The organism is Spirosoma litoris, assembly GCF_054776755.1.
On sequence record NZ_BAAHBI010000006.1, the window covers coordinates 25,223 to 41,856 of the forward strand.

Annotated in this window: 12 protein-coding genes; 8 read left to right on the forward strand and 4 right to left on the reverse strand. The window is 46.0% G+C overall.

Translation table 11 applies throughout. The annotated features are described in order from the left end of the window. Window positions 1-23 precede the first annotated feature (23 nt). Complete coding sequence (locus tag ACYVGR_RS03765; RefSeq protein WP_460953943.1) at window positions 24-470, reverse strand: response regulator; 447 nt, start codon at window positions 468-470, stop codon at window positions 24-26. A gap of 86 nt (window positions 471-556) precedes the next feature. On the opposite strand from ACYVGR_RS03765, the gene ACYVGR_RS03770 reads away from it, so the two are divergent. Beyond that, complete coding sequence (locus tag ACYVGR_RS03770; RefSeq protein WP_460953944.1) at window positions 557-997, forward strand: response regulator; 441 nt, start codon at window positions 557-559, stop codon at window positions 995-997. A gap of 117 nt (window positions 998-1,114) precedes the next feature. Here ACYVGR_RS03770 and ACYVGR_RS03775 read toward each other — a convergent pair whose 3' ends face one another. Then, window positions 1,115-1,483, reverse strand: coding sequence for a LytTR family transcriptional regulator DNA-binding domain-containing protein (locus tag ACYVGR_RS03775; RefSeq protein WP_460953945.1), 369 nt, complete (start codon window positions 1,481-1,483; stop codon window positions 1,115-1,117). A gap of 1,022 nt (window positions 1,484-2,505) precedes the next feature. Between ACYVGR_RS03775 and ACYVGR_RS03780 the strand changes: the two genes are divergently transcribed. From ACYVGR_RS03780 to ACYVGR_RS03805, 6 genes are all read left to right on the forward strand, one after another. Further along, window positions 2,506-2,925: a DUF3592 domain-containing protein gene (locus ACYVGR_RS03780; protein ID WP_460953946.1), complete on the forward strand. Its 420-nt coding sequence runs from the start codon at window positions 2,506-2,508 to the stop codon at window positions 2,923-2,925. A 547-nt stretch (window positions 2,926-3,472) separates the two neighbouring features. Continuing rightward, window positions 3,473-3,754: a hypothetical protein gene (locus ACYVGR_RS03785; RefSeq protein WP_460953947.1), complete on the forward strand. Its 282-nt coding sequence runs from the start codon at window positions 3,473-3,475 to the stop codon at window positions 3,752-3,754. Window positions 3,755-4,018: 264 nt separating this feature from the next. Next, window positions 4,019-4,789: a hypothetical protein gene (locus ACYVGR_RS03790; protein ID WP_460953948.1), complete on the forward strand. Its 771-nt coding sequence runs from the start codon at window positions 4,019-4,021 to the stop codon at window positions 4,787-4,789. A 546-nt stretch (window positions 4,790-5,335) separates the two neighbouring features. After that, complete coding sequence (locus tag ACYVGR_RS03795; RefSeq protein ID WP_460953953.1) at window positions 5,336-5,599, forward strand: transposase; 264 nt, start codon at window positions 5,336-5,338, stop codon at window positions 5,597-5,599. Between the two features lie 718 nt (window positions 5,600-6,317). Next, the gene (locus tag ACYVGR_RS03800; RefSeq protein WP_460953949.1) at window positions 6,318-8,066 is read left to right on the forward strand and encodes an alpha-amylase family glycosyl hydrolase; all 1,749 of its coding nucleotides are present in this window, start codon (window positions 6,318-6,320) and stop codon (window positions 8,064-8,066) included. A gap of 196 nt (window positions 8,067-8,262) precedes the next feature. After that, window positions 8,263-8,487: a universal stress protein gene (locus ACYVGR_RS03805; RefSeq protein ID WP_460953954.1), complete on the forward strand. Its 225-nt coding sequence runs from the start codon at window positions 8,263-8,265 to the stop codon at window positions 8,485-8,487. 344 nt (window positions 8,488-8,831) lie between these two features. On the opposite strand, the gene treF is transcribed toward ACYVGR_RS03805, so the two are convergent. Together treF and treS are read right to left on the reverse strand one after the other, a co-directional pair. Then, on the reverse strand, window positions 8,832-10,442 hold the full coding sequence (treF, locus tag ACYVGR_RS03810; protein WP_460953950.1) for an alpha,alpha-trehalase TreF: 1,611 nt from the start codon (window positions 10,440-10,442) through the stop codon (window positions 8,832-8,834). A gap of 75 nt (window positions 10,443-10,517) precedes the next feature. Next, a complete protein-coding gene (treS, locus tag ACYVGR_RS03815) occupies window positions 10,518-13,868 on the reverse strand; it encodes a maltose alpha-D-glucosyltransferase (RefSeq protein ID WP_460953951.1) in 3,351 nt (1,116 codons plus the stop codon). 270 nt (window positions 13,869-14,138) lie between these two features. On the opposite strand from treS, the gene ACYVGR_RS03820 reads away from it, so the two are divergent. Next, window positions 14,139-16,355 carry a bifunctional alpha,alpha-trehalose-phosphate synthase (UDP-forming)/trehalose-phosphatase gene (locus tag ACYVGR_RS03820; RefSeq protein WP_460953952.1) on the forward strand — a complete coding sequence of 739 codons (2,217 nt, stop codon included), beginning with the start codon at window positions 14,139-14,141 and terminating at the stop codon, window positions 16,353-16,355. Window positions 16,356-16,634 lie beyond the last annotated feature (279 nt).

Below are 16,634 nucleotides of genomic sequence, written 5' to 3' on the forward strand. Positions count from 1 at the left end.
CGAATCCGGGTAACGGCAAGGGGTTAATTGAGCGAATCGTTCGTGGGTAGCCGCGTCGTTTTATACCAATAATCCCTCATCACCGCCAGATAATCAGTCCACCCCGCCAAATCATCAGGCTTCACCGTGTAGGCCACCGCGCCTAGGTGATAGGCTTGTTCAATAGTTAGTTTGGTCCCATCCATACTAAATATGATTACAGGGACTTTACCTTGAAACCGCTGAATTAGGTCTGGTAATAAAGCCAAACCATTCGCTTCGGCCTTCAAATCGATGTCCAACAAGACTAATTGGGGCAATTTAGTCGTCTTGGCCAGATAAGTCAGCGTTTCTGGGGCCGATCGGGTGTTGGTAAAAGTCGCTTCGGGAAATGCCTTCTGCGCAATTCTGGTCAGAAGATCACAGACGGGTGGCTCATCGTCGACCACCAGAATCATAAATGAAACAATTGAGCCTTCGGTAGGTTGCATTTCAAGAATCGTTTGCGTCCTTATAAGCCCTAAAAATCGCTAATTGTTTTTCAATTTCTTTATCTATAGACTTTTTCGTGAACCCAATGCCAACTTCCTTTCCCATATTGGTCGTTGATGATGACCCCCACATTGTAGATATCCTCCGGCGAGCAGCCAGGAACGTCTTTCCTCAGGCCCATTTTCTGGGTATCCAGAGTTTTGCCGAAGCGGCCCGCTTTCTGAGCGATTTGTCGGGTCCGGGGCCCCGGCTGGTATTGCTGGATATTGACTTGCAAAGTGAACTGGATGGGCTGGATTTTTTGACCTTATTACGAGGACATCCCCAAGGTCGTTTACTACCCATTATTATGTTGTCAGCCAATAAAAATCTGCTGAAACGAGGAGAGGCTTATATGCGTGGCGCCAATGCCGTTACCGGCAAGCCGTTTAGCTTCGAGGAGTGGAAGTCGTATGTGGAGAATTTGCGGTTGTATTGGGTTGACGTGGCTACCACGCCAAAACTCTATTTTCTTAGTGAGGACTGAGTCCAGCGCTTTAGGTGCTTTTACAATTCAGCGTCCCCTATACCCCCTTTTTCAGAACTTACCCACAACTATCCCCAACCCCTGTGGATAAAATTTACAAAAAGGCGAAAGTTGGCTTTAACTAGCAGCCAGCAGATAGCTACTCGTACGGCCGTAGGCAGGCAATCCAAAGCCGAGCTCCTGAATGACCTGGCTAATTCGGCGTCGGCCGATCGGTAGCCGAGCGCCATTATGCATAATCATATAGGCCAAAATCGAAGAAAGAACGGTACAAGTATGAACATACGCCGGGTTGATTAAATAACCCTTGTGAATTCGAATGAAACATGTCCACCGATCACTATACCACTTTAGAGTTCGACTAGATAGAATGGCTCGGCCATCCAGCAGATAAACGGTGCAATAATTAACATCCCCAGCTAAATAAAGAACCTGGTCAGGATCAAAGTTGTGTTGAATCTGTGCCGCATGAGAAGATCGCTTCATAGCTAGAGCCGTTGAGGAAAATAAAATCCAGTTTTTCCTATGTAGTACTACTATGATACTAAAAATTACTACTACTTGTTTCTTTTATTTTCATTTCAGTAACAAAATATCCTTTATAAATCCTGGAAAATTTATTTATTGGCCTAGCCAGAAATTCTTTTAGAGGGATAAATCTCAGCCTGCAAAGAAAGTGATCACAACCGTAATAGTACTAGATAGCGCCCCAGAATGCGGCATTAAGCCCCAGGATTGTGTGGATATCCATTAACCTGGATATGGAGTAACGCGTCGGAGAGAGCCCCCTGAATTTAGAATCCTGAAACTTTCTCGAGGCTGAATAAACAGAGCTATCTGCTTTTCTGGTCTGTAATGATGGGGAGTGTCCCATTCAATACGCAGGAAGCAGCACACTCGAAAATGCCAGGCACCAAATCCTGACCAGAGTGACCCGGTCGAACTAACCGGTAAGGTATAGCAAAACTGGCCAGGACTGTAGCGAACGATTCCTACCGGGCAATTCATGGCCATAGAGGGAAAAAATGTACTGACCAAGAATGTAGGCTTATCAAAAAATCCAGGTCGAGCCCTACAACAACCGATTGCTGTAGTCCCGCCAATAGTATTCGCACTAAGGTAACCATCACCTCTACAGGAACAATTATAATGTTACAGACAACGCAAGTGTGATACCTATCTATTTCAGATTAAATAGTAGGCTTTCTTGTCTGACACTGTAAGTGGTTGTTCTACCATTTTGTTGCTGTTCGTACAACTCTGGGGAGAAATAACAAGGAAACAGTAAGGCTAAGGGTGTCAGACGTAAGGTGATAGGTTGAATAAGCTGCGCACTGTAGATGTAATTATCGTAGCAGTCGTAGTTACCTACTTGTTAGGCAACAGGCATCAAACTCAAAATACAACCGTTCAATCAGTTGATTACCGTCTGGGAGGGATCTAGACCGTAAATTGCCAGGCACATTATCCTATGCGAAAAGAAACCATCTAGCAAACTCCTAGCGTCAATGGGCTACTTTCTTACTTGTTTAGCGGGCATAGTAGTACTTCTAGGCTCACTGTATTTATTCTCCAACTCGATTAATTTTATTAAAACAGGAACCCGTACACTGGCCACGGTTGAAGAGCTTGTTCGAGAAAATAGCAAAAAGGGGAAATCAACCTATCGGCCTATTTTTAAATTTACGACTATTACCGGCAAAGAAATACACCATGCCTATAATGTTGCGAGTTCCCCACCAGATTGGCAAGTGGGCGAAAAAGCAACTGTTGTCTATAAGCTAGGCGATCCTGAGAATCCTATGGTACTAACCTACTTTGGTGCCTTTGGCTGGGCCATCATTCTATTAGCCATTGCCGCAGGATTACTAATCATTGGCGGAGGATATTACGTATTTGGCTATTACATGAAGCAATTTTTATTGTGAGTAGCCGAAAAGTTGGCTCCCTAATCAAGTTCCGAACGGTCGCTGGACCATTGCTGAATCCGCTTCGCCAATAGTGTACCAGACATTTCAGACGCACGGATTTACGAATAGGCTGTTACTACCTATCGTAAATAAGAGGGAGAGTTGGGCCAATTCTGTTCACGTAATTAGGCTTTGGCCGCTGCAATTGCCCGACGAATAGCTTCATCCTGGCTTATGCCCTGCTCAAGATACTGTCTGGCCTGATCGATTACTTCTTGAATAGTAATACTCGTAGTGGCGTTCATGGGATTAACTAATAATACTTAAGCCTTAATTTGTTACCGATTTAGACTTTATTAGAAATCTTGTGTCACCTTTTCAAGCCTATAAACTATCACAAATTTACTAGACGGCATATATGAAGGATAAATCCACCATCGCTAGTACTATAAATGAGTTGCAAGTGTATTGATTCCATCATCTTATTTGATACACTATCTAGTCCCTTATGCCTTGTCAATTTGTTTACTTCAACAACTGACACCATTGTAAACGAACTAGACACATGAAAAAGATGCAAATGGCTATAGCAGTGGTTCTGCTGACTGGAACCCTACAGGCATGGGCTCAATCTGGTAATACGCAAACCCCTACTAATAGCCAGATGGAGAGTAAAGGCGCACCCAACAATAAGGACGCCAAGCAGAAAAGCAAAACGATACCTAAGCGAGCGGATTATCCGGTACCTACCTCATCAGTTGGTACCGGTGTTGACGCAGCGGCTAATCCAAGTAATAGTGTTTCGACAGGTAGTCACACGACTCAACGGGAGATAGATGGATTATAAAGCGAATGGGAAAGGGAAGAGTAAGTTAAAAGGGAAACAGTAAGCGGCCATTAACTTTGCCCGATGACCAGCAATCAAACCAACCTATTCAACAAACAATAATAGCCTCGCCATAAGACAGGGTTATTTGTTTATACGGCTATGAGTCGGAAAGAGGCCGCCTTCTGAAGCTAATAATCCCGCTACCTCCTCCCTTCTAGACTTACCTTTTTTATCCTTCGCCGATCTATCAGAAACCAATGTCTTTCTATCAACCTTTCGCTAATGAGACTCAACTCGTCTATCTGGTTTTGCTTTTTCAGCATTTTCGTCTCGTTTATCGCTTGCCAGCAGCCTGAAAATCCAGTAGTTCAGCAGCGGTTTCGAATTAAAAAAGTAACTAAATCCTACCCGAAGTCCGGTTCCCTTCCCACAGAAACAATCTATACCTATACTAGTAATGGCTGGATAGACTCGGTTGTCAGTCATGGAGGCCCTGCCCCTGTAACGGTTGGTTTTCTTTATGACTACGACCCAACAGGAAGAATAACTAAAGCAACGACGAATTTGGGTAGCAATAAATACATACTTTACTTCGATTCAACTGGTCGGCTCTCCGCTAAGTACACTTACATATCCGCTCCTGGTTATGAATCCTTAACCGGAGAAGTTCACTTGACGTATAGTAACTCGACGGCCCTAGTCCCTAGTCGAATGGTATCCCTATCGGGCAGATTAGGCATGGCCAGGGATTCAACCATTGAAGACTATATCTATCAGGCAGGTAATATTGTGCAACAAAAAGTTAGAAGAAGAATGCAGACTACCACCTATGATAAAAGTAACGTTGTAAACACGTACCAGTACGATGATAAGCCAAATCCATTCTACAGGTTCTTATTTGGTTCTTATCTTGATCCTGATTGGAAAACATTCAGTAAAAATAATGTACTGACTGATGATGAAACCAATACCTATGATGCCAATGGCTTACTAATCAAAGTAGCCCAACGCGATGGAGGATATGAATTTATCTATGAATATGAAGCCTATTAACTGCTGGCAACTGTTCATTCAGGCTTCGCCCGTTGCCTCACTGCCAGTAACTCCAAATCTACCCCGTGGGTAGTACAGATAATGGTTTAGTTTATTACATGCATTGATCAGCCGTTACTTGCTAGGTGACGGCTGTTTTTTATAGCAAAAACGCCAGCTCCAAATGGAACCAGCGTTTCAGCAATTACCGTAATTTATAAGACAGCTTCAACGAGGCTGTCAACAAAATTAAGTATAAATACCTAAAATAAAAACTAAGTACTTACACTACTTGGGTATTAGTGCTCTTCCAATTTAGATCCTAGAGCTTCTTTTGATTTTACTTGATGGTTTAAATATTGATTATCAGCAGAATTGGGCAGCTATTTTCGACTCAAAACTTGTTTCAACAACTGTTCTAGTTCGGCCTGCTTCTGGTCTAATGCTTGTAGTTTCTTTTAATCCTGCTGGCGAGCCTGAGAGGGTCTAATAAATCGGGACACTGCACAAGCGATTGTTCATTCTGATCGTGGCGGTCAATACATTGACAAGGGCTTTCGCTTAACGCTGAAAGATAACAAGTTACGCCAAAGTATGAGTCATCCTGACGATCCCTACGACAACGCTTTTATGGAGTCTTGCTGGTCGAGATTGAAAGCTGAATTAATTCAGGATGGCATATTTCAGAACCTTGAGGACGCCCGTACAAAGTTATTTGAATATATTGAATGCTACTATAATCGCAAACGCAAGCACTCATCGTTGGGCTACCGGAGCCCAGAACAGTTTGAAAACGAGTATTATCTAAATTTGTCAAAAACTACGCACTAAACTGGCCCGCTAAATGGAACCACCCCAGCGGGGTTCGTCCCGGCCCATCGGCTTGTTTTTTGGGAATTGGCAGGAGTTTCTTCAACTGCTTCCATTCGGGGCCGCCCGTGCGGTTGATTGGAGAGTTCGGTCAGATATTTTTGAGGGGGTTTTGCGTACTTTTGTGCTGAGGCATCTGAGAGGGAAGTTTTGCGGTTTGGTCGCTACAAAATTCCTCTTTTATCAGATGCCTTTTTCCATGTTCACGGGATTTTCACACAGTTTCTAACCGTTCCATACCCATAACGGCCACACCATTTTGAGCCGCTTACCCAGCAGTAAATGAGTTAAATATCTGTCAGGATTCACAGAAAAAGCCGGATGGCGGGATTAAGCATCCTCAATTCATTCAATATATTCTCTAAGTACTTTCTAATACCTGCTTAAGGTGATTCTAAGTCGCCCCTGCGTTCTTTGGTTTATATCAATTTAAATCATGCAACGATAGGTTTATGATATCTCGTCTTACAGGATCACTTCTGACACTCTCAGTTGTAGCTGTAATTGTATCAGGTTTTCAAGTCTGGAAGCTCGTCCAGATGATCCGAAAACAGATTGACATCCGGGAATTTCTACGGTATTAGTCGTACTTAATGAACAACGTGCGATTCAAGTTGACTGGTTAAGCGGAGCTTTAATACGTAGCTCTATCTGCTTACCGCATCTATATATGAACCCTATGATGAATCAGCTCGATATAAACAGACGAACCCTTGGGGTTACTTTTGCTACAGAACAGCAGGCAACTGTAGTTCTATGGGCTCCGCTGGCCAAACAGGTGGCGGTAGCTATCCATGACCAGCCTGTACACCTTCCGTTAACAAACGATCATTCAGGTTATTGGCAGTTGGAGACTGACCAAATCAAACCTGGCGATTTGTATACGTTTGTGCTCGACAACGAGAAGGAATATACTGATCCAGCATCGCTGTTACAGCCCCAGGGCGTATATGGCCCTTCGCAGGCGGTAGATACGAACAAATTCTACTGGGAAGATTCCTCCTGGATCAACCCTCCCCTCGATGAGTACATTATTTATGAACTCGACATTCACACCTTTACGCCCGATGGCACGCTCCAGGCGATCATCAGCAAACTGGGCCATTTGAAAAAACTAGGCATCAACGCGCTTGTTATCAGACCCGTCGCTCCATTTCCGGAGTCAAAAAACCAGACACATAAGGAATCGTTTATTTATGCCGTACAGGCTTCGTATGGAGGCCCTACTCAGTTGCAACAACTGATCAATGCCTGCCATTATGAGGGCATTGCGGTCATTCTGGATATAATTCCAAATTCCATCGATCAGGGAGCAACCAGTAATCGGGACATTAGCACATATATTCCCAGAAAACAAAGTACCAGTCAGACTAAAGCCACTCAGTTCACTACTATCCAACAGGACGCGTATCGGAGTTACCTGATTGAGAATACCTTAATGTGGTTCCGTGATTTTCATGCCGACGCTATTCGCCTGGATGTAGGGTATTCACTTAGTGATTCTGAGCGAATTTTACAGGAAATTCGGGAACACACCAATAAATTGACAGCCCTAACGGGTCGTCAGTACTACCTGCTTATCGAACAGGGTCTGACCGAAATACCCATGTATAGCCCAACGAGTCTGCAAGTTGGTAGTAGTCCGTTAGCAACGACCGACGACGATTGCCGGAGTTACTACCTCACCGACAGAAGCGGTGATCACCAGGCCAAAACCTACCGGGAGGATTTTGCATATGATACCCATTTTTCGTCAATTCTTGAGGAGTTGTTTGAACGACAGGCAAAAACTGCACCTGTAGCGCCTTTGCTTACGGTTTCCCAAAATTATAAGCAGGCGGGTCATCACGAATTACCTGAGGAAGAAGCGGTCATTAGCCTTGAATTATTGAAACTTACGGCCGGCTCCATTATGGTTAGCCCCTATATTCCGACCATTTTCATGGGCGAAGAGTGGGGGGCTACGAATCCGTTTTCGGAATCATTACAAACCAGTCCGTTTTCGGCCGTTCACGCTACGGATAAGGTATCTCTATTGACCGATAATAAGCCTCTTTCATGGGAATTACTGAATCAGGTTCCCAATAAAACACTCTACCACTATTACCAGGCCCTTACCGCTTTACGCCGATCACAACCGGCACTCTACCATCTGAATCCAAAGCAGGTAGAAATCAATCACCGGCAAGACCAGCAGACCATGATCCTTCACCGTTGGTGTAGAGACAATCACGTGCTTTGCCTATTAAACTTTTCTCAGATAGATCAGCCGATTACGTTGCCTTCTCTGGGAAAAAACTGGCAGAAATTACTCGATTCGGCCGACCCACTTTGGAGCGGTCCTGTAGCTTCCCTAGACTTTCTCTCGGATGAGGACACGCTCATTCTACAGCCCGAATCGATCGTGGTTTATAAAGCGCGGTCATAACTATTTACGTAACAAGTTAGACTTTCTTATCAAATTCTAATCGGGTATTAAGCAGTTGTTAAGCATTGCGGTGGAACTTGGACTCAGTACCTACTATTTTTTTTAATCGATCTAAATCCCCAAAGCCATGCAAATTAGCCTATAAAAAACTACTGGTTCCCATTGATTACAGCCAAACAGCGCTCAACCGTGTACGATACACCAAGAAGCAAGCGAACTACAGGCCGACCAGATCATTATCACCTCCGACATCGACAAGGCCAGTAAATTTTCTTTATTCGGCCCGTTTATTGAGCAGATTGTCAATCACGCTAAAGTTCCTGTGTTGGTAATCAAACCGCAATCTATTGCTGGCGCACTGCAACAACAACCCGCAGACGGCCTTTTTCAGGCCATAACGTCAGCATTTAGTCCGGCTTGACCGCCCCCGATCCTCGGAAATACATGGTTGGCACCATTATTATAAGCGATAGGTAGCTAATCTTATCTTTTGGGCATTTCTGGCTTTAGTTCTATTCCTTACGCATTATGAACTATCTGATTCGATTTCATCTGTACGAAAATCCATCCCGTCAAAACTTTCGTCAATTGGGATCTGATCAATGGGTTCAGAAACCCCAAATTTATATACGGCTTACCCAACCGATTAGAAGCTGAAGAATTCGGCCAAATAGATTACCCCTGTCAGGTTTATGTCGGCTCCCCGGCCAGCGATTCCAGTACCGCGTTGAGGAACTGGGCGGAGTGAGGCTGATTATATAAGATTTATTTCTCACTCAACAGCTTCAGCAACACCCCGTTTGTCCAGCCGAAACCATCCTGATTGGGATACTCGCCCCCTCTGGCTGCGGTTGTATTAATCACGTCGTACTTTTCGACCATCTTACCGCTGGCTTTATAGACGCGCAAGTTCTCGGCTACCCAATTCATTTTAATCTTAGTAGCCAGTGGTAACTGTCTATAGTTTCGCAGTCCTCGAATAGCCAGCCACTGTAAAGGAGCCCAGCCGTTAGGTGCGTCCCACTGTTCGCCCGTGCGGACAAGTGTAGTAGTTAAACCGCCGGGTTTCAGGAAGGATTGCTCTAGTTTTCGGGCCACAGCCATTGACTGAGCCGGCGTCGCTATTTTTACAAAAAGCGGATAAACAGCGGCCAATGAATAAACTGTAGACGGTTTTCTGGCCACAAAATCATAATCGAAATAGAACAGACTTTTCGCGTTCCAGCAGTAGCGTTGAATAGCCTCCCGCCGTTGCTGGGCCAGTTGCAGATATTTTTTCGACTGGGTATCATCACCCTTCAGGCGGTAAGCTTCGGCCAGGGTTAGTTCTAGATGAACGAGTAGCGAGTTCAAGTCGACCGGGATAAAATCTGTTGTATGGATTGTCTGGCGACTCTTGCCATCGCGAAACCATCGGCTGCTAAAATCCCAACCCGATTCAGCTCCGGCCCGAAGGTGCTGATACAGTACTTTCGGATCTTTGGCGCGTCGGGCCAGTAGCACATCTTCCCGGTATGACTCCGGGCGAGGTGTTTGTTTATCATCGAAATACCGGTTCAGGTAAACGTCTTCGGCCAGCCGAACCACCCGCCGGTGAACTGGGTGCAGGGTCGTAAGCTGGTCTTTGCCATCCATCCAGAAATCATATTCCTGTTGCAATTGGGGCAGGTAATTGATCAGCACCCGACGGCCCTGTATTTCGCTGAGCAGGTTCACCATGAACGAGAAAAACGGTGGCTGCGAGCGCCCTAAAAAGTAGGTCCGGTTGCCGTTGGGAATGAAACCAACCGTTTTGATGAGGTAGGCAAAATTATCGACCATGTTCCGAATCTGGCTAGTCTGGCCTGATGCCCTCAACCCCAGCATCGTAAAATAACTGTCCCAGTAATAAATTTCGCCAAAACGCCCGCCCGGCACTACATAGGGCTTTGGTAACGAAATCAACGAACCGGTCTGCTGAGCTGCTTTAGAAGTTAGCGACGCAGGGCGGGTGAGCACGGGCCATAAATCAGTAATATGATCCTGAACCAATTGCCCGGCTTTACTGGCGTAGCCCGACGCAGGCTTAATCGGTAACGTAAAATTCTGTAGCACAAACGCTTTCAGATTGAAATCACTACGTTGGCGGGCAATTTCGTAATTTAATAGAATCGTTTCTGGTGGAAATTTAGGCGTACAATCGGCAAAGGTTTTGGAGTCCGGGAAAACGGCTTTCATCTGAACGGCCTCGAATAAGGCCCCAAACTGTTCGTCGGGGCCAGCCAGATTCCGGGTAACGACGTATGCTTTTTTTTCGAGAACCTGTTGGCTCCAAACTGGAGTCAGGCTAAACAAAAAGAAGATAGAGGGTAAAATCAGTTTTATTGGTAGTTTCATACAATCGTTTTCATCGGTCTGGCCTTTTCAGATACGCCCTATTTAGAAGATAGGGCGTATCTGAAAAGGCCAGACTTACACCTCTTCCGGCTCAAGAACAACCGGGACGGGTGCTTTGACAATGGATTTAATAAGCTGCAATGGAACACGCACCCAATCGGGACGGTGATTGAGTTCCTGATTCAAATCGGTAATGGCTTTTTCGAGTAGGTACGTTTCCAGCATCATTTGCAGATCGTCCGGGTCGGTTGGGATAAATGAACTACCCTGAACCGTTTCCAGATACGCGTGCATAAAGAAACCACTCATGTAATGCGCCCAGAACTCGGCGTAGGGTAGAATACGAACCAGATCATCATCCGTTACCTGATTGGTCCGCAAAAAACCTTCATACCCTACGTAGTAAAAAGAGCGAATCATGGCCGCGACATCGCGCAGGGGCGAGCGTTTCAGCCGTCGTTCACTATAACTTCGGGTCGGATCGCCACCAAAATCCTGGATGGCAATATCTTTGCCCGTGAGCAGGATCTTTTCCAGTTGCAAATCGCCGTGGATTCGAATTTTGCTGGTGTCCAGCTTTTTACTGTAAATCCGCTTCAGCAGGTTCAGGACGTCGTCTTTTCGACCCAGCATCTGCTCAACATCCGCTCGTACATCGTCGGGAAGACGTTGTAGATTCCGTTGCTGGCTCTGATAGCTTTCGCGTACCAACGACTGTAAACCCGAAAATAGTGAACGCTGGTAATGCAATGAAAATTCTTCCGGGGCAAAATTCGGATGCGTATGATCAGAGGCCAGAGCCCGGTGCATCTGCCCGATACGGATACCCAGTAGACGAGCCTGTTCAGCGCCCCGTGGGCCGATCAACTCCTGTGTTTCAATGGGTAAGTCAGTAAGTGCAAGGGGTTGACTCAAGGTTCCGCGCGGGACATCAACAGCCGTCGCTAACTGGTTCTGATTGCGGGCCAGAATACGCTCGATAAAGTTATTGATCCGTTCCAGTACGTACGTTTTTCCGTCTCCATGCAGGGCAACCAGTTCCTGCATCACTCCCAACAGGATCGGCTCACCTCCCGAAAACATTTCTACGGCTCCGGCAAACTTTGGAACATAGGAAAAATCAGCGTTTTCGGACAGGAAACGAGTCAGTTCCGTATCGGGATTGATAGCCATATCAACCTTCCGGTAGAATTTAAGCAGAAAACAGTGGTCGTAGGTGATGGCTGCGTAATGATGACTAGAAGTAGCTAATTTTGACTTTATAGCGCTGTGCTCCCGAACGTAACTGGCCAGCGCCGATGTATGCTGAAATGCCAGATTCCCTTCTTTATGCCTACTTTTTTCAGTCATTTTCTGAAGAAGGGCCTGCTGAACTTCAGGTAGATACAATCCATCGCAAAGAATGCCCGACTCATGGCCAAGCTCCAGACTCGCCAGTATAGCTTGTGGGCAATCGTGGGTAAGTCTGGCAACCTGTGACGCACCGGCAAAGGCAACGATTAGCTGGAATATCTCGGGCAAATCCTGTTCATACGTTACTTCAAGCAGCAGTATATAGGCCGAGCCAACCGGGAGCAGAAGCGGGGCCTGATTCAGAATAGAGAAGCTTTGTATGGTCTGCTTTTTCTCGCTAAACCAGTCCGTTCGGCGTAAATAATCCGGCAAAACCTTTGTTTCCAGTTGTTCGCGAGTGCCATTGTTCAAAATCTGTCCCCATAGCGCCACATTGATTGTCGGCAGCTGGAAAGCAGGGATTACGTCCGTACGTTTTTTTTCCAACACGAACCATTGATAATCATGGGGTGCCAGTGTAAAAAAATACGTTTCATTTTCAGAAACAACGGGAAACGAATGTTGGCTGAACGCTTCGACCGGTACGTATCCACTATACCCCGCTAACTCAATCTGGGCGGGCTGCGAAAACTTCGAGAGGTTAATGACGATCAGGAGGGTTTCGTCGGCATAGGTTCGTGTAAAGGCTAACACTTTAGGATTTTCGACAGTCAGAAAGTTCAGGTCTCCCCGGCCAAAGGCTTTGTGTTTTTTGCGCAGTGTAATCATCCGCTTCATGAACCAGAACAACGACGATGTATTTTGTCGCTGAGTTTCTACATTGACCGATTCATAATGATATTCTGGGTCAAGAATAGTGGGTAGGTATAACCTATGGGGATTCGCCGTTGAGAACCCCGCATTCCGATCCGGCGACCATTGCATAGGGGTTCGTACGCCGTCGCGGTCCCCCAGGTAGACATTGTCGCCCATCCCGATTTCGTCGCCATAGTAAATAACAGGTGTGCCCGGCAACGAAAACAGCAGACTGTTCATCAGTTCGATTTTCTTCCGGTTGTTGCCAAGTAGTGGCGCCAGTCGGTGCCGAATACCCAGATTGATTTTGGCTTTTGGGTCTTTAGCGTACGTTTTATACATATAATCCCGCTCTTCGTCGGTAACCATCTCGAGGGTCAGTTCATCGTGGTTACGCAGGAAAATAGCCCATTGGCAATTGTCGGGAATAGTGGGTGTCTGGTCAAAAATATCGGTAATTGGATACCGGTCTTCCATCTGAAGCGACATAAACAGGCGGGGCATCACCGGAAAATGGTAGTTCATGTGGCATTCATCGCCCTCGCCAAAGTACGACGCTGAATCTTCGGGCCACATGTTGGCCTCGGCCAGAAAAACCACACCGGGAAAATGATCATCAACGTGTTTCCGCAGCGTCTTCAGAAAGGCATGGGTTTCGGGCAGATTTTCGCCGTTGGTCCCCTCGCATTCAAACAGATATGGAACGGCGTCCAGCCGAAACCCATCTACACCAAGCTCACACCAGTAGTCGATCATCTTGACTACTTCTTCCTGGACCAGTGGGTTGTCGTAATTCAGATCAGGCTGGTGATGAAAAAAGCGGTGCCAGTAATACTGCTGAGCCTCATGATCCCAGGTCCAGTTAGATTTTTCGAAATCCTGAAAAATAATCCGAACGTCTCTGTATTGGGTTGGGTCGTCGGTCCAGACGTAGTAATCTCGTTCGGGTGATCCTTTGGGTGCTCTTCGGGCACGTTGAAACCAGGGGTGCTGATCGGAGGAGTGGTTAATGACCAGCTCGGTAATGACTTTCAGGTTCCGCTGATGGGCTTCATTGAGCAGGGTTTTAAACTCTTCAATATCGCCATACGACTTATTGATGGTGTAATAATCCGCAATATCGTAGCCATCGTCGCGCAGGGGTGACGGATAGAACGGCAGCAGCCAGATGGCCGTAACGCCCAACTCCTGTAAGTAATCTAGTTTTTCGAGCAGACCCTGAAAATCACCGATTCCGTCACCGTTGCCATCGCGGAAGGCTTTGATGTGTAATTCGTAAATAATAGCGTCTTTATACCAGAGAAGATTATCGGATAGGTCCATATTATTTTTTGACATAGTGAAATAGAAGTAAGGCCTGAAAGTTGTCTGACCGTGTCCCACCCAGAGATCGCATGGGATCAGAGTATTCCGCTGACCCGTTGAAATGATGTGATGCAAGTTGACGTCTCAGGCTAAGAATACGCTTACAATCTGCTTAGAAATTGATTAGAGGAAATTGGGCAAGCTTTACTTCTAAGGAGTTTCTAAGATTTGTTTAAGCCTCCTCTAAGTCGTTGATGCGTCATTTGTTAGTCTACACTGAGCGTTCAGTAGCGCATCAACACCATGAAGACGTTTAATTCTTCGTTTAATCGATTACTCATTGTTTCTTATCGCCTACCCTTTTCGATACAACAAACGGATGAAGGGCCTAAACTCGAGCAAAATTCAGGGGGCCTGGTTTCGGCTGTGCTATCAATGGCAGAACAAATGGGTCAGAATCAGCAAAAATCAGCTACCAAAATCCACTGGGTTGGTCACGGCGATTCGTCCCTTCAACAACTCGACTCCTCAGCCCTGGAAAACGATACGTTTGTGGCGCATCCGGTTTTTATAGATGAGGCTGTGCATAAAGGCTTTTATGAAGGATTTAGCAATGATTTGATCTGGCCATTATTTCATTATTTTCCCTCCTATGCCTCCTTTAAAGAACACGATTTTGATTGTTACCAACAGGCCAATACGCGTTTTCTGGAAGAATTAACCGCACTGGTCGAACCCGGCGATCTCGTCTGGATTCACGATTTCCAATTGATGTTACTGCCCGATCTACTCCGACAGGCCATGCCGGAAACGTCGATTGGCTACTTCTTTCATATCCCTTTTCCCACTTACGAAATTATTAAACTATTACCCCGAACCTGGCGGCAAGCACTCATTCAGGGTGTACTGGGAGCTGATGTCGTTGGATTTCACACCAACGACTATGTTCAGCATTTCTTGCAGAGCGTGTCTGAGGTACAGGACTTACCCATTATTGGGCAACGCATCATCATGCCTGACCGCTCAATTCGCGTCAACGCCTTTCCCATCAGTATCGATTTTAATAAATTCAATAAAAGCGGACAGGACACGGAGGTTTTTGCCACCCAACAACACTACAAAAATCTGCTCCGGCATAACAAGATCATCTTTTCGGTTGACCGACTTGATTACACCAAAGGAATTACATCCCGATTACAAGGTTACGAACGATTTTTGATCCAGAACCCAGATTGGCATGACAAGGTGACCTTCGTGATGACGGTTGTGCCATCGCGTGATAAAATCTCGCAATATCAGGAACTTAAACGTGAGATTGAAGAAACAATTGGGCGCATCAACGGTCTGTTTGGCACCATTGGCTGGCGACCCATCGTGTATTCGTACCGATCGCTGACCTTTACGGAGCTACTGGCCTTGTACACTGCTTGCAACATTGCCCTGATTACACCCATTCGTGATGGCATGAATCTGGTTTGTAAGGAATTTGTCGCCAGTCGACACGACCTCAAAGGCGTGCTGATTTTAAGTGAATTAGCCGGGGCGGCTCAGGAACTACGCGATGCCATCATCATCAATCCAACCGACACCCAGGAAGTGGCCGATGCGATTAAACAAGCATTGCTCATGCCCGCGGCCGAACAGGAAAAACGGTTACTGCACATGCGAAAGCACCTGCAAAATCACAATGTTTTCCGGTGGAGCCATGATTTTTTTACTGCATTCAACGATATGATAACCAGCCCAACCGATTTAGAAACAGACCTGCCCATTCAGCCTTTCATGACCGCCTTTAGCGACGCAAGAAAGCGACTACTCTTAGTTGATTTCGACGGAACACTGGCTCCTATTGTGAATGACCCCGCCGAGGCCCGGCCTTCCGAATCCTTACAAAGAGTACTTATTCAGTTAGCCGAAAGCAGTGACGTAGTGGTCATTAGCGGCCGTAATCGGTCGTTTCTGGAAAAGACCTTTACCAGCATTCCCGTTCATCTGGTAGCGGAGCATGGGGCTTTTCTGAAAAAACCGGATCAGCCCTGGCAGCGTCTCGACTTATCGACCGATGACTGGGTCGAACCCGTTCGCCTAACCATGGATCAATTTGTGGATCGTTTTCCGGGTTCATTTATTGAGGGTAAAGAAACGGCTATTGCCTGGCATTACCGAATGGCCGAGAGCGAGGACGTAGAAGGGCAGGCTATTGACCTGGCTGCCCAACTCCGGCGAGTGGCATCCTCCATACCCCTAACCGTTATTCAGGGGAACAAAGTGGTGGAAGTAAAACCCGCTCAACATAGCAAAGGGACAGTAGCTCAAACGATTGCCGAGCAAAAGCCGTATGACTTTATTATCAGCATTGGCGACGATACCACCGACGAAGATATGTTTCGGCAGCTACCCAACTGGGCCTACACCCTGAAAGTGGGTTCGGGCGTATCGTTTGCACGGTATCGGCTAGCCCGTCAACAGGACGTAGAAGTACTGTTACAACGCATGAATGACGTCTTGATTGAAGCCTGATTTCTTACCTACCGTAAATCAAAAAAGCCAGTGTTTAGTTAGACTGGCTTTTACGTTGACTGATCTGTATGTTGCCTGACTCCTTGTGGATTATCAGTTAACGAGTGCTTTACCAAAGTAGATTCTCAGGTTCACCCGTGCGTCTGACCCTATCTAATTCTACTGATAATCAACACTTAAACCATCAAATAGAATCAAAAGATTCTAAATTAGAAGAGTACTAGTACTCTTCCAATTTAATGATTAGATAAAATTAAGTATCTTTCCGACATGGGCCAA